Origin of the sequence: Streptomyces sp. NPDC088197, from assembly GCF_044741185.1 — a bacterium.
In the GTDB taxonomy this organism is placed as follows: Bacteria; Actinomycetota; Actinomycetes; order Streptomycetales; family Streptomycetaceae; genus Actinacidiphila.
This window is the reverse complement of the sequence record NZ_JBIUSD010000003.1, coordinates 631,074-655,000: the sequence shown is the minus strand read 5'-3', so window position 1 is coordinate 655,000 and position 23,927 is coordinate 631,074. Positions and strand designations below refer to the sequence as shown.

Genomic DNA, 23,927 nt, shown 5'->3' with positions numbered 1-23,927 from the left:
CGTGAAGAGGAAGTGAACCGCTGTGGCCATCTCCCTGTCCGTAGTGCTGTTGCTGGCGATCATCCTGGTGGTCATGATCCGGGGGAAGAGCATCAAGGTGGGTCCGGCGATAGTGGCGGCCCTCTTCGGTTTCTTCCTCGCCTCCACCAACATGGCGCCGTCGGTCAACCGATTCCTGACCTCACTTGCCGACACCATCAACCAGATAAAGCTCTGACGCGGGCAGCGCCTGCGGGGCCGCCTCCAGAATCCGCCGCAACGCGGCGGTGGCGGTGCCCGTGCCGGACCGTCCGTCCTGCTCCGAGGGCAGGCGGGGGAGGTCCGAGGACGGCGACGTGAGCGAAAGCAGCGTCGCCAGCACCGCGATACGTGTCTGGCCGGGACGCAGAGTGCCCGCCAGCAGCCCGCCCGCCGCCACCAGGTCGACCGCCCCGCCGCCGGTGTAGAGCGGCGCCACCGCGCCCGCCGCGACCCGCGTGCTGACCGCGACCAGGACGCCGTCCGCCGTCGCCTTCCGTACCGCCTCCGCGACCTGCGGATTCGCGTTCCCCGCGCCCGTGCCGACCACGACGACGCCGCGCGCGCCCGCGCCCAGCGCCGCCTCGAAGAGCACGGTGTCGCCGTCGCTGTGGTGCATCAGGACGTCCACCCGCGGCGGTACGGCGCCGGGCGCGGGCAGCGGCAGCGGCTCGGGGCGCGGACGGCGGCGGCCCCACGTCACCCGGCCGAACTCGACGCGGCCCAGCGGCAGTCCGTCCGGCGCGCCGAAGGCGTGCGCGTCCACGGTGTGCTGCTTGACGGTGCCGCGGGCGGCCCAGACCTGGCCCGCGAAGACGATCACCGCGCCGATGTCGCGGCCGGTGGCCGCGGTCAGCAGCGCGTCGTACAGATTGCCCGCCGCGTCGCCGTCCTCCGCGTCCAGCGGCTTCTGCGCGCCGGTGAAGACCACCGGGCGGCGGTCGCCGTGGAAGAGGTCGAGGAAGAAGGCGGACTCCTCCAGGGTGTCGGTGCCGTGGGTGACCACCACGCCGTCCACCGCCGGATCGGCCAGCACCTCGTGCACGGCGTGCAGCAGCCGCAGCTGGTGGTCGGTGGTCAGGCGCGAGCTGTTGACGGTGAACAGGTCCACCACCCGGACCTCGACGCCCTCGGGCACCGCGCCGGCGGCGAGCACTTCCTGCCCTGCCGCCTCCGCCGCGTACCCGTCGCCCTGCCATCGGCTGGCTATGGTGCCCCCGGTGCTGATGACCACGACGTGTCGCACGATGCCTTCGCCTCCGTCTGATTGTGCGCGTCCGGTGCGTTCGCGCGGGGCTCTCCGGACGCCGCCGGATGTCCCCACTCCTCGGGGTGACACTTACCCACTCTGCACCCGGTGCAATGATATGCGCGTAGACCTGACATTTGATTGCTCGTACCGACCGGTATTCGGCCCACCGAGTGGTAGGTATTGCCACCATGGACGCCATCGACAGACGAATCTTGCGCGAGCTCCAGGCCGACGGCCGGCTGAGCAACCAGGAACTGGCCCAGCGGGTCGGCCTCACGCCCTCCCCGTGCCTGCGCCGGGTGCGGCAGCTGGAGGACGACGGAGTGATCGAGACCTACCGCGCGGTCGTCGCCCCGGCCGCCGTCGGCCGCGGCTTCGAGGTCTTCGCCTCCGTCGAGGTACGCCGCGACCGCGCCTCCGTCGCCGCCTTCGAGGCCGAGGTCCAGTCCACCCCCGACGTCGTCGAGGCCTACCGCCTCTACGGCGCCCCCGGCTGCCTCCTGCGCATCGCCGTCGCCGACTCCGACGCCTACGAGCGCTTCTGGACCGACCAGCTCATCGACCTGCCGGGCGTCAGCGACGTCAACTCCCAGATGATCATGAAGCGCATCAAGTCCCCCCAGGGCATCCCGGTCGACTAGAAGGCCGCGACCCGGGCCGATCCGGGCCGACCCCGGCCGACCCGGCGCCGGTCGCGGCCCGGGGAAACAGAAAGCCCCCGGACGCCGGTCGAGTGGTACCGACCGGGCCGGAGGCCGTGGAGCGGGCGACGGGAATCGAACCCGCGTAGCTAGTTTGGAAGACTAGGGCTCTACCATTGAGCTACGCCCGCGGGAGTGTGATGCGCCAGTGATTGTGGCACATCGGATAGTAGCCGGTCGAACCGGTGAACCGGCGGGGGAATACCGGCTGCCCACGCGTACGGGGGCATGTACTCTACGTGTCGCACCAGCGGGGTGTGGCGCAGCTTGGTAGCGCGTCCGCTTTGGGAGCGGAAGGCCGTCGGTTCGAATCCGGCCACCCCGACCAGCGGTTCCGCGATCCCGAGGGGATTCTGGGGGCCGGGGCACGAAGGCCCGGACCGTGCGCATTGTGGTACCGGTAGGATGGGCCGCTGGCGACCGAGCGCGCGGCATGCCGTGTACTGCTTGCCGGACGAGATCACCGGACGATCCGGCGAGATCACCGGATGATCCGGCCGCCCCCATCAACGTAAAGCCCCCAAGGAGACCCAACCGTGAAGAGCGCCGTCGAGACTCTGAACCCGACTCGGGTTCGACTCACTGTCGAGGTGCCCTTCGAGGAGCTCAAGCCCAGCCTCGACGCGGCGTACAAGAAGATCAACCAGCAGGTCACGGTGCCGGGCTTCCGCAAGGGCAAGATCCCTGCGCGCGTCATCGACCAGCGGTTCGGCCGTGGCGCGGTCCTCGAAGAGGCCATCAACGACGCGCTGCCGAAGTTCTACACGGAGGCGGTCAACGAGGGTGAGCTGAACGTACTCGGCCAGCCCGACGTCGACATCACCGAGTTCAACGACGGTGACGAGCTGAAGTTCACCGCCGAGGTGGACATCCGCCCCGCGATCGAGATCCCGGACTACTCCGGCATCGAGGTCGTCGTGGACGCCGTCGAGGTCACCGACGAGGACGTCGACACCTCGCTGGAGCAGCTCCGTGACCGCTTCGCCTCGACCACCACGGTCGAGCGCGCGGCGGCCGAGGGCGACGTCGTGATCGTCGACCTCGAAGCCTCCGTCGACGGCGAGGTGCTGGAGGACGGCGTCGCCAAGGGCGTCAGCTACACCATCGGCTCCGGCCAGCTCCTCGACGGCATCGACGAGGCCGTCATCGGCCTGGAGGCCGGTGGCTCCGCCACCTTCACCTCCGAGCTGAAGGGCGGCTCCGCCGCCGGCAGCGCCGCCGAGGTCAAGGTCGACGTCTCCGACGTACAGGCCCGCGAACTGCCCGCCCTGGACGACGACTTCGCCCAGCTCGCGAGCGAGTTCGACACCCTTGAGGAGCTGCGCGCGGACAGCCGCAAGCGCCTGGAGCGGATGAAGCAGTACGACCAGGCGACCGCCGCCCAGGAGAAGGTCCTCGACGCGCTCATCGAGCTGTCCGAGGTGCCGATCCCGGAGAAGCTGCTCAAGGACGAGATCGAGACCAGGACCCACAACCTGGAGCACCACCAGTTCCCGCAGATGGGTCTGGACTGGGACACGTACCTGGAGCGCGAGGGCAAGACGCGCGAGGAGTACGACGCGGAGCTCGAGGCCCAGGCGGTCAAGGGCATCAAGACCCAGTTCCTGCTGGACGAGCTGGTCAACAAGGAGAAGCTCTCCGTCAACCAGGAGGAGCTGACCGAGCACCTCATGCGCCGTGCGGCGACCTCCGGGATGTCTCCCGACCAGTTCGCCCAGGCCGTCGTCGAAGGCGGCCAGGTGCCGATGCTCGTCGGCGAGGTCGCCCGCGGCAAGGCGCTCGCGGTCGTCGTGGAGTCCGTCAAGGTCACGGACACCAACGGTGAGGTCGTGGACCTCGAGGACGAAGAGGACGAGGACGGCGAGACGGTTGAGGCCGTCGAGGCCGCCGAGGCCGCCGACGAGAAGCCGGAGCCTGTCGAGCAGGCCTGAGCCCCGTCAGGGGCGCGGGGAACCGCGCGATCAGCCACGACGACGGCTGCACGTCACCACCGGCCCTGGAGGGGGCAGTCACGGTTGTTCTCGGACCACCGGCCGGTGGGGACGTGTCGCGCGGTTCCCCGCGCCCCTCGAAGCACCCGCCTCCGCGAGGTGAACGCGCAGGCACGTCCGGGCCGGGCCACCAACCCCCTGTGCCGGCGCGGCGTCTTGGTCTCCGCTGGCAGCGAACAGTTCCGCGTAGGGGATTGCTGGGCCCCACCTGCGCGTTAGGGTCCGTAAGTAGGAGGGCGGGGGCTCGGCACCAGAAGGGGTCGGCCCCGGCCCGGACGAAGACCCTGTGACGGCTTCACGGCCGTCCGACAACGAGCAGGTGGATACGTGACGACTCCGATGCCTTCCGCCGCCGGCGAGCCGACTCTCGGTGGCCTCGGCGACCAGGTCTACAACCGACTGCTCGGCGAGCGAATCATCTTCCTCGGCCAGGCGGTCGACGATGACATCGCCAACAAGATCACCGCCCAGCTCCTTCTCCTGGCAGCCGAGCCGGACAAGGACATCTTCCTCTACATCAACAGCCCCGGCGGCTCCGTGACCGCCGGTATGGCGATCTACGACACGATGCAGTTCATCAAGAACGACGTCGTGACGATCGCCATGGGCATGGCCGCCTCGATGGGCCAGTTCCTGCTGACCGCGGGCACCCCCGGCAAGCGCTTCGCCCTGCCGAACACCCGCATCCTGATGCACCAGCCCTCCGCGGGTCTCGGCGGCTCCGCCACCGACATCAAGATCCAGGCCGAGCAGTTGCTGCACACCAAGCGCCGCATGGCCGAGCTGATCGCCCAGCACTCCGGGCAGAGCTTCGACCAGATCACCAAGGACTCCGACCGCGACCGCTGGTTCTCCGCCGAGGAGGCCAAGGAGTACGGCCTGCTGGACGGCGTCATGCTGTCCGCCACGGAGGTCCCGGGCGGTGGCGGCACCGGCGCCTGATCCGTTCAGGAACCCCAGCCGACAGCACCCAGCTTCCGCATCATCACCAGGACGGTGGACGTGAACAGCATGAACTTCCCCGGCAGCGGCCTGTACGAGCGCACCGAGGCCGAGCGGCCCGGTGTGTTCGGTGCCGAGGCCCGCTACATCATTCCGCGCTTCGTCGAGCGCACCTCGCAGGGCGTGCGCGAGTACGACCCGTACGCGAAGCTCTTCGAGGAGCGCGTGATCTTCCTCGGCGTGCAGATCGACGACGCGTCGGCCAACGACGTCATGGCGCAGCTCCTGTGCCTGGAGTCCATGGACCCCGACCGGGACATCTCGGTCTACATCAACAGCCCCGGCGGCTCCTTCACCGCGCTGACGGCGATCTACGACACGATGCAGTTCGTGAAGCCGGACATCCAGACGGTCTGCATGGGCCAGGCGGCGTCCGCCGCCGCGGTCCTGCTGGCCGCCGGCAGCCCCGGCAAGCGGATGGCGCTGCCGAACGCGCGGGTGCTGATCCACCAGCCGTACAGCGAGACCGGCCGCGGGCAGGTCTCCGACCTGGAGATCGCCGCCAACGAGATCATCCGGATGCGGCAGCAGCTCGAAGAGATGCTGGCCAAGCACTCCACGACGCCGATCGAGCAGATCCGCGACGACATCGAGCGGGACAAGATCCTTACCGCCGAGGAGTCGCTGGCCTACGGGCTGGTCGACCAGATCGTCTCGACCCGCAAGACCTCTGTGACGGTCTGAACACAGTCGGACAACGGACCGGTCGCGCGGGTGGCCCTCCTTGGACTCCACTGAGTGAGTACGTCCAAGGGGGGCCCACACGGGGGTCGCGGCAAGGTACCGTCGATGAGAGAAGCACCAGGCTCCGTTGATCTCGGCGGATCCCAGGCGAAGGGGAAACACCTCGTGGCACGCATCGGTGACGGCGGCGACCTGCTGAAGTGCTCATTCTGCGGAAAGAGCCAGAAGCAGGTGAAGAAGCTCATCGCAGGCCCTGGTGTGTACATCTGCGACGAGTGCATCGATCTCTGCAACGAGATCATCGAGGAGGAGCTGGCCGAGTCCTCCGAGGTGCGCTGGGAGGACCTGCCCAAGCCGCGGGAGATCTACGAGTTCCTCGAGGGCTACGTGGTCGGGCAGACGCCCGCGAAGAAGGCCCTGTCGGTCGCGGTGTACAACCACTACAAGCGGGTCCAGGCGGGTGAGAACGCCGGCCGCGGGCACGACGACGCGATCGAGCTGGCGAAGTCCAACATCCTGCTGCTCGGCCCGACGGGCTCCGGCAAGACGCTGCTGGCCCAGACGCTGGCCCGCATGCTCAACGTGCCGTTCGCCATCGCGGACGCGACCGCCCTCACCGAGGCCGGTTACGTGGGCGAGGACGTCGAGAACATCCTGCTGAAGCTGATCCAGGCGGCGGACTACGACGTCAAGAAGGCCGAGACCGGGATCATCTACATCGACGAGATCGACAAGGTCGCCCGCAAGAGCGAGAATCCGTCGATCACCCGCGATGTGTCCGGCGAGGGCGTGCAGCAGGCGCTGCTGAAGATCCTGGAGGGCACGACGGCCTCGGTGCCGCCGCAGGGCGGGCGCAAGCACCCGCACCAGGAGTTCATCCAGATCGACACCACGAACGTGCTGTTCATCGTGGGCGGTGCCTTCTCCGGTCTGGAGAAGATCATCGAGTCCCGCGCGGGCGCCAAGGGCATCGGCTTCGGTGCGACCATCCGCTCCAAGCGCGAGCTGGACATGGCCGACCAGTTCTCCGAGATCATGCCCGAGGACCTGGTCAAGTTCGGCATGATCCCCGAGTTCATCGGACGGCTGCCCGTCATCACCAGCGTGCACAACCTCGACCGCGAGGCGCTCCTCCAGATTCTGGTCGAGCCGCGCAACGCGCTGGTGAAGCAGTACCAAAAACTCTTCGAACTCGACGGTGTGGAGCTGGAGTTCGAGCACGGCGCGCTGGAGTCCATCGCGGACCAGGCGATCCTGCGGCAGACCGGCGCCCGCGGTCTGCGGGCCATCATGGAGGAAGTCCTCCAGTCGGTGATGTACGAGGTGCCGTCCCGCAAGGACGTGGCCCGGGTCGTCATCACGGCCGATGTGGTGCACTCCAACGTCAACCCGACGCTGGTGCCGCGTGAGCCGCGCATCGTCGGCAAGGGCGAGCAGAAGAGCGCGTAGCGCCACAGTACGAGCACACGCGAAGGGGGCGCCCGGTGGATCCGGGCGCCCCCTTCCGTCTGCGCGGAACGGCTCCGCGGAACGGCTGACCGCGGAACGCTCACGCCGAACGCGTCGGCGTACGGCGTCAGTTGAGCGGGACGCGCACGTCCTTGCGGACCTTCGCGGTGAGCGCCGCCGCCTCGTCGATCGGCATGCCGCTGCCGACGCCGGTGGTGGCCGTCGCCAGGTCGACCGGCAGGGTGTAGCCGACGGTGCTGTAGTCGGCCCACAGGCAGATCGGTGTGGTGAACGACTTGCTGCCCTCGGTGTACTTGGTGTTCTGGCACGACATGACGGCGTCGTCCATGCCCGCGGGCTGCACCTTCTGCGGGCTGCCGACCAGTTCGGTCTTGCCGCCGCCGGATTCCTTGTCGTCGGCGGCCTGCTTCTTCAGGTCGGCGAACATGCCGTCGACCACCTTCTGCGGGTCCGCGACCTTGCCGTAGACACCGCTGAACTCCAGCAGCTTGCCGGTGAGTTGGGACCCGCTGGTGTAGCCCGAGCTGACCTGCTGGGGGTCGGTGACGCCGAGCGTCTTGAGCAGCGTGACGTCCTTGGCGTCGAAGCCGTCGCCGGTGTCCGCGTCCTTCGACTTCTTGTACGTCTCCGCGACGGTCTCGGGCGTGATGAGCTTGTACTGCTTGCCGTCGTTCTTGACGGTGCTCTTGCCGCCGCCGCCCTTGCCGCCGTTGGCGCTGTTGTCGCCGTCACTGCCCTTGGTGAGGAAGAAGACCCCGGCGCCGATCGCGACCAGCGCCACCACGGCGCCGATGATGATCCCGGTGCGCTTCCCGCCGCCACCGCCCTGCGGCGGGACGGGCGGCTGGCCGCCGTAGCCGTAGCCCGGCTGCTGCTGCGGCTGCCCGTACGGCGCCTGCTGCGGCGGGCCCTGCTGGGGGTAGCCGTAACCGGGCTGCCCCTGGGGCTGGCCGTACGGCTGCTGCGGCGGCTGGCCGTAACCACCTTGCTGCGGCTGCTGCCCGTATCCGCCCTGCGGCTGCTGCGGCTGCGGCTGCCCGTATCCGCCCTGCTGGGGCTGGTGCCCGTACGGGTTCGGCGGCGGCTGGTTGTCACTCATGTCAGGTGGTCCCCTCGTTTACGACCGTCGGACCATCCTCGCCGATCCTTTATCGGGTTCTTACAGCGGGGGCGATACGGATTCGTAACGGGATGGTCCGCCACCGTAGAATCGTGCCGTGACCGACAACTCTCAGCAGAGCCCCGACCGCGGGCCGCACAGCACCCCCGAACTGCCGACGACCTACACGCCGGCCGAGGTAGAGGGGGCGCTGTACGAGCGCTGGGTAGAACGCGGCTACTTCGAGGCGGACGCGAAGAGCGACAAGCCCGCGTACACCATCGTCATCCCGCCGCCGAACGTCACGGGCACGCTCCACCTGGGTCACGCCTTCCAGCACACGCTGATGGACGCCCTCACCCGCCGCAAGCGGATGCAGGGTTACGAGTCGCTGTGGCTGCCCGGCATGGACCACGCGGGCATCGCCACCCAGAACAAGGTCGAGCAGCAGCTCGCCGACGAGGGCAAGTCCCGGCACGACATCGGCCGCGAGGCGTTCGTCGACCGCGTCTGGCAGTGGAAAGAGGAGTACGGCGGCCGGATCCTCGGCCAGATGCGCCGCCTCGGCGACGGCGTGGACTGGTCCCGCGAGCGCTTCACCATGGACGAGGGCCTGTCCAAGGCCGTCCAGACCATCTTCAAGAAGCTGTACGACGACGAGCTGATCTACCGCGCCGAGCGGATCATCAACTGGTGTCCGCGCTGTATGACGGCGATCTCGGACATCGAGGTCGACTACCAGGACGACGACGGCGAGTTGGTCTCGCTGAAGTACGGCGAGGGCGACGAGACGGTCGTCGTGGCGACCACCCGCGTCGAGACGATGCTCGGCGACACCGCCGTCGCCGTCCACCCGGACGACGAGCGGTACCGGCACCTGGTCGGCAAGCGGATCAAGCTGCCGCTCACCGACCGGACGATCCCGGTCGTCGCCGACACGCACGTCGACCCGGAGTTCGGCACCGGCGCCGTCAAGGTGACGCCCGCGCACGACCCGAACGACTTCGCGATCGGCCAGCGGCACGGCCTGGAGTCGCTGACCGTCATGGACGAGCGCGCGGTCATCACCGCGCCCGGCCCCTTCCAGGGCCTGGACCGCTTCGAGGCGCGGTCCGCGATCGTCGAGGCGCTGCGCGAACAGGGCCGGATCGTCGCGGAGAAGCGTCCTTACGTCCACTCCGTCGGCCACTGCTCGCGCTGCAAGACCACCATCGAGCCGCGGCTGTCCCTCCAGTGGTGGGTCAGGGTCGAGCCGCTGGCGAAGGCGTCCGGCGACGCGGTCCGCGACGGCCGGGTCAGGATCCACCCGCCGGAGCTGAACAAGCGGTACTTCGACTGGGTCGACAACATGCACGACTGGTGCATCTCGCGCCAGTTGTGGTGGGGCCACCGCATCCCCGTCTGGTACGGGCCGAACGGCCAGCAGATCTGCGTCGGACCGGACGACGAGGTGCCGTCCGGCGAGGGCTGGACGCAGGACTCCGACGTCCTGGACACCTGGTTCTCGTCCGCCCTGTGGCCGTTCTCCACGCTGGGCTGGCCCGAACAGACGCCGGATCTGGAGAAGTTCTATCCGACCGACGTCCTGCTCACCGGGCACGACATCATCTTCTTCTGGGTCGCCCGGATGATGATGTTCGGCCTGTACGCGATGGACGGCACCCCGCCGTTCCACACCATCGCGCTGACCGGCCTGGTCCGCGACGAGTTCGGCAAGAAGATGTCCAAGTCCAACCCCAACTCGGTGGACCCGCTGGACTGGATGGACAAGTACGGCTCGGACGCCGTCCGCTTCACCCTGGCCCGCGGCGCCAACCCCGGCGCGGACGTGCCGATCGGCGAGGACTGGGTCCAGGCGTCCCGCAACTTCGCCAACAAGATCTGGAACGCCACGCGCTTCGCGCTGATGAACGGCGCCACGGTCCAGGGCCCGCTGCCCGCGCCCGAGGAGCTGTCGGCCACCGACCGGTGGATCCTGTCCCGGCTGAACACGGTCGTCGCCGAGGTCAACGGCCTGTACGACGACTACCAGTTCGCGAAGCTCAGCGACAGCCTCTACCACTTCGCGTGGGACGAGGTCTTCGACTGGTACGTGGAGCTGTCCAAGACCGTCTTCTTCGCGGGCGGCGACGGCGCCCGGGTCTCCGGGCGGGTCCTGGGCGAGGTCCTGGACGTGATGCTGCGGCTGCTGCACCCGATCGTCCCCTTCGTCACCGAGACGCTGTGGACGACGCTGACCGGCGGCGAGTCGCTGGTCGTCGCGGACTGGCCGAGCGACAGCGGCTTCCGGGACGCGGCGGCCGAGGCGGAGATCGCCGAGGTCCAGCGGGTGGTCACCGAGGTCCGCCGCTTCCGCTCCGACCAGGGGCTCCAGCCCGGCCAGAAGGTCCCGGCGCTGCTGACCCTGGACGGGACGCTGCTCGCGCCGCACGAGGACGCCATCCGCCAGGTGCTCCGGCTCCAGCCCGCGGGCGAGGACTTCCACGCCACCGCGACGCTGCCGGTCGCGGGCGCCACGGTCGCGCTCGACCTGTCCGGCACGATCGACGTTCCGGCCGAGCGCAAGCGGCTCACCAAGGATCTCGGCCTGGCCGAGAAGGAGAAGGCCGACGCCGAGAAGAAGCTGGGCAACGAGGCGTTCCTCGGCAAGGCGCCCGAGCCGGTGGTGGCCAAGATCCGTACGCGGCTGGCGACCGCCGAGGCCGACATCGCCCGGATCACCGCGCAGATCGCGGCCCTCCCTTCGGCCTGACCGCACCGAGGGCCGCCCGCCCCGAAGGGCCACCGTGTGCCACGGGCCCGGACCGCGCACCCGCGGTCCGGGCCCGTGGCCGTTTCCGCTCGCGGGCTCCGTAGACTGGGCGCTGTGAGCGAGCACCCGCACAACGGCGACGGCCCCGAAGACGACGCGTACGAAATCCAGGACACCGCCTACGACGTGGACGACGACGTCGAGGACGCGGACGGGGCGGCCGACGGTACCCTCCGCGAGGCCGACCTGGCCGTCATCGAGGCGGGCAGCCGGACGCTGCGGGCCGGTGTGAGCCCGGTCGCGGCCGAGGACGACGTACCGGCGCGGCCCGCGGACCCCGCCGTCGACCGGGAGCTGCGCACGGTCGAGGAGGAGCTGCTCGGCCGCTGGCCCGAGACGAAGCTGGAGCCCTCGCTCGACCGGATCACGGCGCTGATGGACGTCCTCGGCGACCCGCAGCGCGCCTACCCGGCGATCCACATCACCGGCACCAACGGCAAGACCAGCACCGCCCGGATGATCGAGCGGCTGCTGCTCTCCTTCGACCTGCGCACCGGCCGCTACACCAGCCCGCACGTGCAGTCCGTCACCGAGCGGATCAGCCTGGACGGCGCGCCGATCTCCGCCGAGCGGTTCATCGAGACCTACCGCGACATCCAGCCCTTCGTCGGCATGGTGGACGACGCGCAGCCGCACCGGCTGTCGTTCTTCGAGGTGCTCACCGGGATGGCGTACGCGGCCTTCGCGGACGCGCCGGTCGACGTCGCGGTGGTCGAGGTCGGCATGGGCGGCGGCTGGGACGCCACCAACGTGGTGGACGGCCAGGTCGCCGTGGTCACCCCGATCGCGCTCGACCACACCGACCGGCTGGGCTCCACGCCCGGCGAGATCGCGGTGGAGAAGAGCGGCATCATCAAGAAGAACGCCACCGCCGTCCTGGCCCAGCAGCCCGCCGACGCGGCGCAGACGCTGCTCAAGCGGGCCGTGGAGGCGGACGCGACGGTCGCCCGCGAGGGCATGGAGTTCGGCGTCGTGCACCGCGAGGTCGCCGTCGGCGGGCAACTGCTGACGCTGCGCGGCCTGGGCGGCGAGTACGAACAGGTCTTCCTGCCGCTGCACGGCGAGCACCAGGCGCACAACGCGGCGGTCGCGCTGGCCGCCGTCGAGGCGTTCTTCGGCATCGGCAGCACCCAGTCGCGCACCCTCGACATGGACACCGTGCGGGCCGCGTTCGCCTCGGTCACCTCGCCCGGCCGCCTGGAGGTGGTGCGCCGCAGCCCCACCGTGGTGCTGGACGCGGCGCACAATCCGGCGGGCGCGGCCGCCGCGGCGGCGGCGGTCGGTGAGGCGTTCGGCTTCACGCACCTGGTCGGTGTGGTCGGGCCGAGCGGCGACAAGGACGTACGCGGGCTGCTGGAGGCGTTCGAGCCGGTCTTCTCCGAGGTCGTCGTCACCCGTAACTCGACGCACCGCGCGATGGACGTGGACGAATTGGCGGCGCTGGCCGTCGAGGTGTTCGGGGACGACCGGGTGCAGGTCGAGCCGAGGCTGGACGACGCGCTGGAGGCGGCGATCACGCTCGCCGAGGACGAGGGCGAGTTCTCCGGGGCCGGAGTGCTGGTCACCGGTTCCGTCATCACCGTCGGAGAGGCCCGGCTGCTGCTGGGCCGCAAGTGAAGGGGGCGGGACGATGCGGACGCTGTGTGCGAGCACGCTGATCGGCGAGTTCTTCGTCATCGGCTTCGCCGGTCTGGTCGCGATGAAACATCCCGACCTGTCGATGGGCACCGTCTGGACGGTGTGCGGGATCGCCATGGCGCTGTGCGTGCTGCTGTGCGGGATGCTCACCCGGCCGGGCGCGCTGACCGTCGGCTGGGTGCTCCAGGCCGCGCTGGTGGTCAGCGGGTACTGGGTCGGCACGATGTTCTTCCTCGGCGTGATCTTCGCCGGTCTGTGGTGGGCGGCGATCCACTACGGGCGCAAGGTGGACGTCCTGAAGGCCCGGCACGCGGCGCAGGCCGAGGCGCGGGCACAAGACCGTGCGCGGGCCCAGGAAGCGTGACCCCAGCGGCACCGTCCGTCCCGTCCGTCCCGGCCCGGTGTCCGCCGGGCACCGCCCGCCCTTGTAGGCTCGTCATACTTCGCACCCCGCCGGCCGGAGCCCATACGGCCGCGCCCCCCGCGGCCGCACCCCGCCGGCCGCACGCCGCACCCGTACAGAGAACCCGTACACCGAACCCGTAGACCGCACACAGCAGGAGCCGTCCCGTGTCGCAGCGCACCCTTGTCCTTCTCAAGCCGGACACCGTCCGCCGCGGCCTGATCGGCGAGGTCGTCGGCCGCATCGAACGCAAGGCGGGCTGGACCGTCGCCGCGCTCGAACTGCGCACCCTGGACCGCGGCACGCTGGAGCAGCACTACGCCGAGCACGTCGGCCGCCCGTTCTACGAGCCGCTGATGGACTTCATGGCGTCGGGCCCCGCGGTCGCGATGGTCGTCGAGGGCGAGCGGGTCATCGAGGGCGTCCGCGCGCTGGCCGGTCCGACCGACCCGATCGCCGCCGCGCCGGGCTCCATTCGGGGGGACTTCGGGACGATTGTCCGGGAGAATCTGATCCACGCCTCGGACTCCGAGGAGTCCGCCGAGCGCGAGATCAAGATCTTCTTCCCCGGTCTGGCCTAATCCCGGGACCTGGCTGTTCGGGTACGGAGTACCGTTGCTGACGCCCCGTCGGACCAGGCGCCCGGGGGAATCCCGCCGCCCCGGGCATATGCCGTCGGCGATCGGGAACCAAACACCCCGACACGGCGTCACCATTACAGAGGTCCGCTGTGTGTTCTGATGACAATGACGTCGGAACCCCGACCCCGTGCCCCGCCGGGCGCGACTACGATGGAATCTCCGCTCAAGCTCGGGAAGGCCAGACGTATCCACATGGCGAACAACATGTCGTTCATCGGCCGTGACATGGCAGTCGACCTTGGGACGGCCAACACGCTGGTGTACGTCAGGGGCCGCGGGATCGTCCTGAACGAGCCGTCGGTCGTGGCCGTCAACACCAACACCGGCGGCATCCTCGCGGTCGGTTCCGAGGCCAAGAAGATGATCGGCCGCACCCCCGGCAACATCGTCGCGGTGCGCCCCCTGAAGGACGGCGTCATCGCCGACTTCGAGATCACCGAGCGCATGCTGCGCTACTTCATCCTCAAGATCCACAAGCGGCGGTACCTGGCCCGCCCGCGGGTGGTCGTCTGCGTGCCCTCCGGCATCACCGGAGTCGAGCGACGCGCCGTCATCGAGGCGACCACGCAGGCCGGCGCCCGTACCGTGCACATCATCGAGGAGCCGATGGCGGCGGCGATCGGCGCCGGGCTCCCGGTGCACGAGGCCACCGGCAACATGGTGGTGGACATCGGCGGCGGCACCACCGAGGTCGCGGTGATCAGCCTCGGCGGCATCGTCACCGCCCAGTCCATCCGCGTCGCGGGTGACGAGCTGGACAACGCGATCATCCAGCACATCAAGAAGGAGTACAGCCTCCTGCTCGGTGAGCGGACCGCGGAGCAGATCAAGCTCACCATCGGCTCCGCCTTCGCCTCCAAGGACGACGACGAGCACACCGAGATCCGCGGCCGTGACCTGGTCAGCGGCCTGCCCAAGACCGTGGTGATCTCCGCGGCCGAGGTGCGCAAGGCCATCGAGGAGCCGGTCAACGCGATCGTCGACGCGGTGAAGACCACCCTGGACAAGTGCCCGCCCGAGCTGTCCGGCGACATCATGGACCGCGGGATCGTGCTGGCCGGCGGCGGCGCGCTGCTGCGCGGCCTGGACGAGCGGCTGCGGCACGAGACGGGAATGCCCATTCACATCGCCGAGTCGCCGCTGGACTGCGTGGCGCTGGGCGCGGGCAAGTGCGTCGAGGAATTCGAGGCACTCCAGCAGGTGCTCGACTCCTCGCCACGCAGATGAGGCACGGGCAGCACACGGGCTCACCGGTCGCCCGCAGCGACGGCGGGAACCCGCCCCACAAGCTCTGACCGGCCGCGGTGCACAGCGGCGGCAGGTCCGATGAGGAAGGCACGGACTGGCGCCCGTGAGGGACACACGAGAGAGCCGGCTTCTGCTGGTGCTGCTGGTGGTGATCGCGTTCGCGCTGATCACCGTGGACATCAGGGGCGGTGAGGACTCACCGCTCGACCGGCCACGGCAGGCGGCGCAGTCCGTCTTCGGCCCCGTCGAGAACTCCGTGTCAGGCGTTGTCGACCCGGTGGGCAACGCCATAGACGCGGTCCGCGACTCCGGCGGACGCAACAGCACCATCAGCCGCCTGCAACGCGAGAACGAGGCGCTCAAGCAGCAGCTCGGCAGCAAGGACGTCACCCGTAACCGGGCGGCGGAGCTGGACAAGCTGCTGAAGACCGCGGGCGCCGGGCAGTACGCCATCAAGGGCGCGCAGGTCATCGCGATAGGAGCCGCGCAGGGATTCTCCTGGACGGTCACCATCGACGCGGGCAGCAAGGACGGCGTCACCCGCGACATGACGGTCATCGACGGTGACGGCCTGGTCGGCCGGGTCACCACCGTCGGCCCCTCCACCTCCACGGTGCTGCTCGCCAACGACCCGGACTTCACCGTGGGCACCCGCATGGAGGGCTCCATGGAGCTGGGCTTCGCCACCGGCCAGGGCAACCAGCCGATGCGCGTGCAGCTCCTCAACGGCAAGGCCACGGTGCACAACGGCGACCGGCTGGTCACCTTCGGCTCCGAGGCGGGCAAGCCGTTCGTGCCGGGCGTGCCGGTCGGCAAGGTCGTCGGCGTCGACCCCTCGGGCGGCAACCTCACCAAGACCGTCCAGGTGCAGCCGTTCGTCGGCTTCACCCGGCTGGACATCGTCGGTGTCGTCGTCCAGGGCCCGCGTGCCGACCCGCGCGACAGCGTGCTGCCGCCGAAGCCGACCCCGTCGCCCAAGCCGAAGCCCACATCCACGCCCAAGCCCGGCTCGACCCCGACCGGCGGCGCCACCCCCGGCACCACGGCCGGCACCACGGAAAATACGACAAGCAACGGCAAGAGGGGCTGAGACACCGTGCGCCTCAACCGGATCGTGCTCTCCACCGTCCTCGTGGTGATCGCCATGGTCGCCCAGGTCAGCGTGCTGGCCCGGCTGCACCTGCCCGGCGCGGTCCCCGACCTGCTGCTGCTGACCGTGCTCGGCTTGGCCATCGCCTACGGCCACGTCGGCGGCTGCCTGGTCGGCTTCGGCGCGGGACTGCTCGCCGACCTCGCGCCACCGGCCGACCACGCGGTCGGCCGCTACGCGCTCGTGCTGTGCGTCATCGGCTACCTGGCGGGACTCGCCAAGCCCGAGAGCGGCCAACTGCGCACGGCCGCCGGACCCATGCTCGTCGTGATCGGCGCGGCCGTCGGCACCACGCTGCTGTACGCGGGCGTCGGCAGCCTCGTCGGCGACACCGCGGGCGCCCACGTGGGCCTGCCCAAGCTGGTGTTCACCGCGACCGTCTACGACCTGCTGCTCGCGCCCTTCGTGGTGCCGCTCGTGATGGCCCTGGCCAGACGCTTCGACCACGATCCGCTCACCGAGGACCCGACCGGCGGCTTCGGCGGCAGCGCGCTGCGCACCCGGCCCACCCGTACCAGGACCGGTTCCGGGATCAGCCCGCAGCGCGGCCTGTTCGGCCGGGCCAAGACGATGGCCTCGATGCCCAGGGGGGCCAGAAGGTGAGCAACATCCCGGAGACCGGGCGCACCTCCCGGGTCACGATCCGCCTGGTGATCCTCCAGATCCTCGTGGTGTCCCTGCTGCTCACCCTCGGCGGACGCCTGTGGTATCTCCAGATCCGCAACGGCCAGGAGTACGACCAGAAGGCCGCGAACAACCACATCCAGCAGGTCGTCACCCCGGCCGTCCGCGGCTCGATCCTCGACGACCGCGGTGTGCCGCTCGCCGACAACCAGACGCGCCTGGTGGTCTCCGCCTCCCGTACCGACCTGCTCAAGCAGCGCGACGACGGCCTGGCCGTACTGACCCGGCTCGCCGGTGTCCTCGGGCTGACCCCCAAGGAAGTCACCGACAAGGTGCGGCTGTGCGACGCGAAGACGCCCAAGCCGTGCTGGAACGGGTCGCCGTACCAGCCGATCCCGATCACCGACGAGGCCACCACCCAGCAGGCGCTCCAGATCATGGAGCGGCGCGAGGACTTCCCCGGCGTCACCGCCGAGCCCACCGCCGTACGCCGCTACCCCAGTCCTTCCAAGGCGAACACCGCGCAGGTACTCGGCTATCTGTCGCCGGTCACCGACGCGGAGCTGACCGCCTCGGAGAAGACCGAGGCGCCGCTCCAGCGCTCCGACCAGATCGGCCGCTCCGGCCTGGAGAGCGTCTACGACGCCCAGTTGCGCGGCAAGGCGGGCGTGACCCGCTACGAGGTCGACAACCTCGGCCGGGTGATCGGCAAGGCGGGCGACACCCCGGCGCAGCCCGGCGCGAACCTGGTGACCAGCATCGACTCCAAGGTCCAGGCGCTCACCGAGAAGGAACTCGCGCAGGCCATGGCCGACGCGCGCAAGACGTACGACAGCATCACCCACCAGAACTACAAGGCCGACTCCGGCGCGGCCGTCGTCCTGGACAACAACACCGGCCAGGTCATCGCCATGGCCAGCGCCCCCACCTACGACCCCAACGAGTGGGTCGGCGGGATCTCCGCCAAGGACTACAAGGCGCTCAACGAGACCGAGTCCAACTACCCGCTGCTCAACCGCGCCACGCAGGGCCAGTCGGCGCCCGGCTCCACCTTCAAGGTGGTGTCCACCTCGGCGGCCGTCAACGCCGGTTACGACATCAACGGCGGCTACCCCTGCACCTCGTCGATGACCATCGGCAACCAGGTCTTCAAGAACTTCGAGAACGAGAGCTTCGGCGACATCTCGCTCGGCCGCGCCCTGGAGGTCTCCTGCGACACCGTGTTCTACGGCATCGCGTACGACCAGTGGCAGAAGGACGGCGGCACCGACCCCAAGCACCCCAAGGACTGGTTCTACAAGACCGCCCACCAGTTCGGCCTCGGCGCCAAGACCGGCATCGACCTGCCGGGCGAGGTCACCGGCCGCGTCCCCGACCGTCAGTGGAAGCAGAGCTACTACGACGCGATGAAGGACTACTGGTGCAAGCTCAAGAAGACCAGTAAGAAGAACGACCTGGCCACCGCCATCGCGCGGGAGAACTGCACCGACGGTTACGTGCTGCGCGCCGGTGACTCCGTCAACTACGCGATCGGCCAGGGCGACACGCTCGTCACGCCGATCCAGATGGCCCGGATCTACGCGGCGCTCGCCAACGGCGGCACGCTGTACCAGCCGACCATAGGGAAGGCCGTGGTCAGCGCGGACGGCAAGACCGTCACGCCGATCAAGCCGAAGGTGGCGGGCAAGCTGCCCGACTCCAAGTCGACGCTGAAGTACATCAACAAGGCCACCGCGGGCGTCGTCACGGACGGTACCGCCAACTGGAAGTTCGCCGGCTGGCCGCAGGACAAGATCACGCTGCACGCCAAGACCGGTACCGCCGAGGTCTCCGGCAAGCAGACGACCTCGTGGCTGACCACGTACACCAAGGACTACACGATCGTGATGACGATCTCGCAGGCCGGTACCGGCTCCGGCGCCTCGGGCACCGCGGTCCGCCGGATCTACGAGGCGATGTACGGCATCGAGAAGGACGGCCCGAAGATCGACGCGAGCAAGGGAATCATGCCCAAGCCGGTCGCCGCGCTGCCGAAGATCTCCGGTGACGGCGTCGTCGTGCCCGCCTCCGACACCACCTTGACGCCGTCGCAGCACGGCACGCCGGGCGACCCGGGCCCGGTGCTCGCGGCCCTCACCCCGACCCGCACCGAGAAGCTGCTGCAGGGCAGGAAATCCTGGTCATGAGTGCCACCAACAGCTACTCGATCCGCCGCTTCACCCCCGAGCGGTCCACGCTGGGCAAGCTCTTCGCCCGCGACTCGATAGCGCGCCGGATGGACTGGGTGCTGCTCTTCGCGTCCCTCGCGCTGACCGCCATCGGCACGATGCTGGTGTACTCCGCGACCCGCAACCGCACCAATCTCACCCATGGCGACCAGTACTACTTCCTGATGCGGCACCTGATGAACGCCGGGATCGGCGCGGGTCTCGCGATCGGTGTCGTCGTCATAGGGCACCGCAGGATGCGCGGCATCGTGCCGTTCTACTACGTGCTGGCGATCCTCGGCATCCTCGCGGTGCTCAGCCCGCTCGGCTCGACCGTCAACGGCGCGCACTCGTGGATCGTGATCGGCGGCGGCTTCTCGCTCCAGCCGTCGGAATTCGTGAAGGTCGCGATCATCCTCGGCATGGCGATGGTGCTGTCCGCGCGGGTGGACGCGGGCGACCGCGAGCATCCGGACCACCGGACCGTGCTCCAGTCGCTGGGCCTGGCCGCGCTGCCGATCCTGATCATCATGATGATGCCGGACCTCGGCTCGGTGATGGTGATGGCGGCGATCGTGCTCGGGGTGCTGCTCTCCTCCGGCGCGTCCAACCGCTGGGTGTTCGGCCTGATCGCCGCCGGGATCGGCGGCGCCCTCGCCGTCTGGCAGCTCGGCATCCTGGACAAGTACCAGATCGACCGCTTCGCGGCCTTCGCCAACCCCGCCCTGGACCCGGCGGGCGTCGGCTACAACACCAGCCAGGCGCGGATCGCCATCGGCTCCGGCGGCCTGCTCGGCAAGGGCCTGTTCCACGGCAGCCAGACCACCGGGCAGTTCGTGCCCGAGCAGCAGACGGACTTCGTCTTCTCGGTCGCGGGCGAGGAACTGGGCTTCCTCGGCGCCGCCCTGATCATCGCGCTGATCGGCCTCATCCTGTGGCGGGCCTGCGCCATCGCCCGCAATGCCACCGACCTGTACGGCACGATCGTCGCCGCCGGAATCGTCGCCTGGTTCGCCTTCCAGTCCTTCGAGAACATCGGCATGACGCTGGGCATCATGCCGGTCGCGGGTATCCCCTTGCCCTTTGTGTCGTACGGCGGATCATCGATGTTCGCCAACTGTGTGGCCATAGGTCTGTTGCAGTCCGTACGGATGCAGCGGCCGATGTCGGCGTGACGCGCGGGCCCGGCCGGTCGGAAGGGGTCCGCGGATCCCGTCCCGGCCGGCCGCGCCATTGCTCGCGGGCGGGGTGCCCGGTTACCGTCGAGCATGGGTCAGCGAGTGCGCGAGACCGAACGCAAGTACGAGGCCGGTGACGGCCCCGGCCGTTCCCTGACGCCTCCCGACCTCGAAGGACTGCCGTCCGTCGCCGGAATCCGGCGCCTGGACCCCGTCCTCCTCGACGCCGTCTACTACGACACCGCCGGCCTCGCGCTGGCCGCCCACCGCACCACGCTCCGCCGCCGTACCGGGGGCGAGGACGCGGGCTGGCACCTGAAACTGCCCACCGGCGAGCCCGACACCCGCACCGAGGTCCGTGTCCCGCTGGGCGCCGCCGACGACGCCCCGCCCGAGGAGCTGCGCACCGAGGTCGCCGCGCTGCTCAGGGGCCGCCCGCTGAACCCGGTGGTCCGGCTGCGCACCACCCGGCACCGGACCCTGCTGCTGGACGCGGAGGGCGGCGCGCTCGCCGAGATCGCCCACGACGAGGTCACGGCGTACGTGTACGCGGCGGGCGCGTACGAGGCGGGTGCTTACGAGGCGGGTGCCGACGAGACCGGTGCGTACGAGACCGGTGCCGACGAGACCGGTGCCGACGCGGGGGCGGACGGCCCGAGCTGGACCGAGACCGAGGTCGAGCTGATGCGCGGCCCGCCCGCCCTGCTGGACGCCGTCGAGGAGCGGCTGACGGCGGCGGGACTGCGCCGCTCGGCCTCCCGCTCCAAACTGGCCCGCGCGCTCGGCGACCGGCTCGCCGAACCGCCCGCGCCGCCCGGCACCCCCGCCACCGCGGGCGAGGTCGCCACCGGGTACCTGCGCGAACAGCTCACCGCGATCCTCGCGCTCGACCCGCTGGTGCGGCGCGACCAGGAGGATGCCGTGCACCGGATGCGGGTCGCCACCCGCAGGGCCCGCAGCGCCCTCAAGAGCTTCCGCAGGGAACTGGACCGCGGTGCCACCGACCCGCTCGGCGCGGAGCTGAAGTGGCTGGCCGCCGTCCTCGGCACCGAGCGCGACCGCGAGGTCCTCGCGGACCGTGTGGACGGGCTGCTCGCCGAGGCCGACCCCGCGCTGGTCACCGCGGCCGTACGCGACCGGCTGCGGGGCCTGGCCGCCGACAGCCACGCGCGCTCCCACGCGGCCCTGGTCCGGGTGCTGAACGGGGCCCGCTACTTCGCGCTGCTCGACCGCCTGGAGGCGCTGCTCGTGCTGCCGCCGTTCCTGGTGTCGGCCGCCGCGCCCGCCCACGAGGCCGCCACCGCCGCCGTGGGCCGCGACCACCTGCGGCTGCGGCGGCAGATCCAGGCCGCGCTCGCGCTGCCGCCAGGCGACGACCGCGACATCGCGCTGCACGAGGCCCGCAAATCCGCCAAGCGCGCCCGCTACTGCGGCGAGGCCGCGCAGCCGGTGCTCGGCAAGCGGGCCGCCGCCCACACCGGCCGGATGAAGTCCGTCCAGCAGCTCCTCGGCGAGCACCAGGACAGCGTGATGTGCCGGGCGGCGCTCGGCCGTACCGCGCGGGAGGCACGGGCGGCGGGGGAGCCCACCGAGGCGTACACGGCGCTGATCGCGGCCGAGCGGGCCAGAGCGGCGGCCGTGGAGGCGGAACTGCCGGATGTCTGGCGGTCGGCGGACCGCGACATCTGAGCCGGGGCCCGGGCGCGGTGGGGCCGTGACGGATGAGCGGGACCGGGCCGCCGCGAGACACGGGTACCCTTGAGGGTCACCCAGCCCCCACGCCGCCGGCCGGGGGAGTCCCAGCCGTCTGATGAGAGTCGCCGAGATGCCTGTCGAGTCGGTCTTCCCGCGCTTGGAAGCACTTCTCCCGCACGTCCAGAAGCCGATCCAGTACGTCGGCGGCGAGCTGAACTCCACCGTCAAGGAGTGGGACAGCACCGACGTCCGCTGGGTGTTGATGTACCCGGACGCGTACGAGGTGGGCCTGCCCAACCAGGGCGTCATGATCCTCTACGAGGTGCTCAACGAGCGCGAGGGCGTCCTGGCCGAGCGTACGTACAGCGTGTGGCCCGACCTCGAAGCGCTGATGCGCGAGCACGATGTGCCGCAGTTCACGGTCGACGCGCACCGCCCGGTCCGCGCCTTCGACGTGTTCGGCCTCAGCTTCTCCACGGAGCTGGGCTACACCAACATGCTCACCGCGCTCGACCTGTCGGGCATCCCGCTGCTCGCCGCCGACCGCACGCTGGACGACCCGATCGTGCTGGCGGGCGGCCACGCCGCGTTCAACCCCGAGCCGATCGCCGACTTCATCGACGCGGCCGTCATCGGGGACGGCGAGCAGGCCGTCCTGGAGATGACCGAGGTCATCCGCGCGTGGAAGGCCGAGGGCCGCCCCGGCGGCCGGGACGAGGTGCTGCTGCGGCTGGCGAGGACCGGCGGGGTGTACGTGCCGCGCTTCTACGACGTGGAGTATCTGGCCGACGGCCGGATCTCCCGCGTCGTGCCCAACCGCAGCGGCGTGCCGTGGCGGGTGTCCAAGCACACCGTGATGGACCTCGACGAGTGGCCGTACCCCAAGCAGCCGCTGGTGCCGCTGGCCGAGACCGTGCACGAGCGGATGTCGGTGGAGATCTTCCGCGGCTGCACCCGCGGCTGCCGCTTCTGCCAGGCGGGCATGATCACCCGCCCGGTGCGCGAGCGGTCCATCACCGGGATCGGCGAGATGGTCGAGAAGGGCCTGAAGGCCACCGGCTTCGAGGAGGTCGGCCTGCTCTCGCTGTCCTCCGCCGACCACACCGAGATCGCCGAGGTCGCCAAGGGCCTCGCCGACCGGTACGAGGACGACAAGATCGGCCTGTCCCTGCCGTCCACCCGCGTCGACGCCTTCAACATCGACCTGGCCAACGAGCTGACCCGCAACGGCCGCCGCTCCGGTCTGACCTTCGCCCCCGAGGGCGGCTCCGAGCGGATCCGCAAGGTCATCAACAAGATGGTCTCGGAAGAGGACCTGATCCGTACCGTGGCCACCGCGTACGGCAACGGCTGGCGGCAGGTGAAGCTCTACTTCATGTGCGGGCTGCCCACCGAGACCGACGAGGACGTCCTCCAGATCGCCGACATGGCGAAGAAGGTCATCGCCAAGGGCCGCGAGGTCACCGGGCAGAACGACATCCGCTGCACGGTCTCCATCGGCGGGTTCGTGCCCAAGCCGCACACCCCCTTCCAGTGGGCCCCGCAGCTCGGCGTGGAGGAGACCGACGCCCGGCTGGAGAAGCTGCGCGACGCGATCCGCGGCGACAAGAAGTACGGCCGCAACATCGGCTTCCGCTACCACGACGGCAAGCCCGGCATCATCGAGGGCCTGCTCTCCCGCGGCGACCGCCGGGTGTCGGCCGTCATCCGGGCCGTCTACGAGGACGGCGGCCGGTTCGACGGCTGGCGCGAGCACTTCAGCTACGACCGCTGGCTGCGCGCCGCCGAGGCCGAGCTGCCCGCCTTCGGCGTCGACCTGTCCTGGTACACCACCCGCGAGCGCACCGCCGAGGAGGTCCTGCCCTGGGACCACCTGGACTCCGGTCTCGACAAGGACTGGCTGTGGGAGGACTGGCAGGACGCCCTGGACGAGACCGAGGTCGACGACTGCCGCTGGACGCCGTGCTTCGACTGCGGTGTCTGCCCGCAGATGGACACCCACATCCAGGTCGGCCCGACGGGGCAGAAGCTGCTGCCGCTGTCGGTCGTGAAGTGACGGTCGGCGCCGCCGCGAGGTAGCGCGACACGGCCCGTGGCCCCGCACGCAGGACGCG

General features: G+C 70.1%; 19 protein-coding genes and 2 tRNA genes. 18 read left to right on the top strand and 3 right to left on the bottom strand.

Translation table 11 applies throughout. The features are described 5' to 3' along the window. Window positions 1–22: 22 nt before the first annotated feature. Complete coding sequence (locus ACIOC1_RS11325) at window positions 23–217, top strand: hypothetical protein (RefSeq protein WP_093715861.1); 195 nt, start codon at window positions 23–25, stop codon at window positions 215–217. On the opposite strand, the gene ACIOC1_RS11320 is transcribed toward ACIOC1_RS11325, so the two are convergent. Further along, entirely contained in the window at window positions 182–1,264 is a 1,083-nt protein-coding gene (locus ACIOC1_RS11320; protein ID WP_355349521.1) for an asparaginase, read from the bottom strand. The genes ACIOC1_RS11325 and ACIOC1_RS11320 overlap by 36 nt on opposite strands. Window positions 1,265–1,458: 194 nt before the next feature. Here ACIOC1_RS11320 and ACIOC1_RS11315 point away from each other — a divergent pair, with 194 nt between their 5' ends. Continuing rightward, complete coding sequence (locus tag ACIOC1_RS11315) at window positions 1,459–1,911, top strand: Lrp/AsnC family transcriptional regulator (RefSeq protein WP_355349524.1); 453 nt, start codon at window positions 1,459–1,461, stop codon at window positions 1,909–1,911. Between the two features lie 117 nt (window positions 1,912–2,028). Here the strand turns inward: ACIOC1_RS11315 and ACIOC1_RS11310 are convergent. Then, a tRNA-Gly gene (locus ACIOC1_RS11310) sits at window positions 2,029–2,102 on the bottom strand. Between the two features lie 120 nt (window positions 2,103–2,222). Here ACIOC1_RS11310 and ACIOC1_RS11305 point away from each other — a divergent pair. The 5 genes from ACIOC1_RS11305 (at window position 2,223) to clpX (ending at window position 7,097) form a co-directional block, all read left to right on the top strand. Next, window positions 2,223–2,299 (top strand) — tRNA-Pro (locus ACIOC1_RS11305). Window positions 2,300–2,507: 208 nt separating this feature from the next. Further along, entirely contained in the window at window positions 2,508–3,902 is a 1,395-nt protein-coding gene (gene tig / locus ACIOC1_RS11300) for a trigger factor (RefSeq protein ID WP_401853419.1), read from the top strand. A gap of 399 nt (window positions 3,903–4,301) precedes the next feature. Continuing rightward, window positions 4,302–4,904: an ATP-dependent Clp protease proteolytic subunit gene (locus tag ACIOC1_RS11295; RefSeq protein ID WP_355349570.1), complete on the top strand. Its 603-nt coding sequence runs from the start codon at window positions 4,302–4,304 to the stop codon at window positions 4,902–4,904. Between the two features lie 69 nt (window positions 4,905–4,973). Further along, window positions 4,974–5,648: an ATP-dependent Clp protease proteolytic subunit gene (locus tag ACIOC1_RS11290; RefSeq protein WP_223187111.1), complete on the top strand. Its 675-nt coding sequence runs from the start codon at window positions 4,974–4,976 to the stop codon at window positions 5,646–5,648. A gap of 165 nt (window positions 5,649–5,813) precedes the next feature. Beyond that, a complete protein-coding gene (gene clpX, locus ACIOC1_RS11285; protein ID WP_188282316.1) occupies window positions 5,814–7,097 on the top strand; it encodes an ATP-dependent Clp protease ATP-binding subunit ClpX in 1,284 nt (427 codons plus the stop codon). A gap of 127 nt (window positions 7,098–7,224) precedes the next feature. Here clpX and ACIOC1_RS11280 read toward each other — a convergent pair whose 3' ends face one another. Continuing rightward, the gene (locus ACIOC1_RS11280) at window positions 7,225–8,217 is read right to left on the bottom strand and encodes a hypothetical protein (protein ID WP_355349531.1); all 993 of its coding nucleotides are present in this window, start codon (window positions 8,215–8,217) and stop codon (window positions 7,225–7,227) included. A gap of 118 nt (window positions 8,218–8,335) precedes the next feature. Here ACIOC1_RS11280 and ACIOC1_RS11275 point away from each other — a divergent pair, with 118 nt between their 5' ends. From ACIOC1_RS11275 to ACIOC1_RS11225, 11 genes are all read left to right on the top strand, one after another. Continuing rightward, the gene (locus ACIOC1_RS11275) at window positions 8,336–10,969 is read left to right on the top strand and encodes a valine--tRNA ligase (protein ID WP_391160356.1); all 2,634 of its coding nucleotides are present in this window, start codon (window positions 8,336–8,338) and stop codon (window positions 10,967–10,969) included. Window positions 10,970–11,083: 114 nt separating this feature from the next. Next, a complete protein-coding gene (locus tag ACIOC1_RS11270) occupies window positions 11,084–12,646 on the top strand; it encodes a bifunctional folylpolyglutamate synthase/dihydrofolate synthase (RefSeq protein ID WP_401304554.1) in 1,563 nt (520 codons plus the stop codon). 13 nt (window positions 12,647–12,659) lie between these two features. Continuing rightward, on the top strand, window positions 12,660–13,031 hold the full coding sequence (locus tag ACIOC1_RS11265) for a DUF4233 domain-containing protein (RefSeq protein WP_355349537.1): 372 nt from the start codon (window positions 12,660–12,662) through the stop codon (window positions 13,029–13,031). 206 nt (window positions 13,032–13,237) lie between these two features. Beyond that, a complete protein-coding gene (gene ndk / locus ACIOC1_RS11260) occupies window positions 13,238–13,651 on the top strand; it encodes a nucleoside-diphosphate kinase (RefSeq protein ID WP_188282321.1) in 414 nt (137 codons plus the stop codon). A 264-nt stretch (window positions 13,652–13,915) separates the two neighbouring features. Then, on the top strand, window positions 13,916–14,938 hold the full coding sequence (locus ACIOC1_RS11255; protein WP_355349577.1) for a rod shape-determining protein: 1,023 nt from the start codon (window positions 13,916–13,918) through the stop codon (window positions 14,936–14,938). 124 nt (window positions 14,939–15,062) lie between these two features. After that, a complete protein-coding gene (gene mreC, locus ACIOC1_RS11250; RefSeq protein ID WP_391160352.1) occupies window positions 15,063–16,049 on the top strand; it encodes a rod shape-determining protein MreC in 987 nt (328 codons plus the stop codon). Window positions 16,050–16,055: 6 nt separating this feature from the next. Beyond that, window positions 16,056–16,712: a rod shape-determining protein MreD gene (mreD, locus tag ACIOC1_RS11245; RefSeq protein ID WP_391047608.1), complete on the top strand. Its 657-nt coding sequence runs from the start codon at window positions 16,056–16,058 to the stop codon at window positions 16,710–16,712. Beyond that, window positions 16,709–18,919 (top strand): penicillin-binding protein 2, encoded by a 2,211-nt coding sequence (gene mrdA / locus ACIOC1_RS11240; RefSeq protein ID WP_355349546.1) that lies wholly within the window; start codon window positions 16,709–16,711, stop codon window positions 18,917–18,919. The genes mreD and mrdA overlap by 4 nt, the downstream gene beginning before the upstream one ends. Then, on the top strand, window positions 18,916–20,115 hold the full coding sequence (rodA, locus tag ACIOC1_RS11235; protein ID WP_355349549.1) for a rod shape-determining protein RodA: 1,200 nt from the start codon (window positions 18,916–18,918) through the stop codon (window positions 20,113–20,115). The genes mrdA and rodA overlap by 4 nt, the downstream gene beginning before the upstream one ends. Window positions 20,116–20,208: 93 nt before the next feature. Then, window positions 20,209–21,807 (top strand): CHAD domain-containing protein, encoded by a 1,599-nt coding sequence (locus ACIOC1_RS11230; RefSeq protein ID WP_401853410.1) that lies wholly within the window; start codon window positions 20,209–20,211, stop codon window positions 21,805–21,807. Between the two features lie 136 nt (window positions 21,808–21,943). Beyond that, window positions 21,944–23,869, top strand: a complete 1,926-nt coding sequence (locus ACIOC1_RS11225) for a TIGR03960 family B12-binding radical SAM protein (RefSeq protein WP_355349555.1) — start codon at window positions 21,944–21,946, stop codon at window positions 23,867–23,869. Window positions 23,870–23,927 lie beyond the last annotated feature (58 nt).

Excerpts from the sequence above, each read along its gene's own strand:
- ACIOC1_RS11315 (WP_355349524.1), top strand. The coding sequence starts at position 1,459 with ATGGACGCCATCGACAGACGAATCTTGCGCGAGCTCCAGGCCGACGGC.
- ACIOC1_RS11295 (WP_355349570.1), top strand. The coding sequence starts at position 4,302 with ATGCCTTCCGCCGCCGGCGAGCCGACTCTCGGTGGCCTCGGCGACCAG.
- ACIOC1_RS11290 (WP_223187111.1), top strand. The coding sequence starts at position 4,974 with ATGAACTTCCCCGGCAGCGGCCTGTACGAGCGCACCGAGGCCGAGCGG.
- ACIOC1_RS11280 (WP_355349531.1), bottom strand. The coding sequence starts at position 8,217 with ATGAGTGACAACCAGCCGCCGCCGAACCCGTACGGGCACCAGCCCCAG.
- ACIOC1_RS11265 (WP_355349537.1), top strand. The coding sequence starts at position 12,660 with ATGCGGACGCTGTGTGCGAGCACGCTGATCGGCGAGTTCTTCGTCATC.
- ACIOC1_RS11255 (WP_355349577.1), top strand. The coding sequence starts at position 13,916 with ATGTCGTTCATCGGCCGTGACATGGCAGTCGACCTTGGGACGGCCAAC.
- rodA (WP_355349549.1), top strand. The coding sequence starts at position 18,916 with ATGAGTGCCACCAACAGCTACTCGATCCGCCGCTTCACCCCCGAGCGG.
- ACIOC1_RS11230 (WP_401853410.1), top strand. The coding sequence starts at position 20,209 with ATGGGTCAGCGAGTGCGCGAGACCGAACGCAAGTACGAGGCCGGTGAC.
- ACIOC1_RS11225 (WP_355349555.1), top strand. The coding sequence starts at position 21,944 with ATGCCTGTCGAGTCGGTCTTCCCGCGCTTGGAAGCACTTCTCCCGCAC.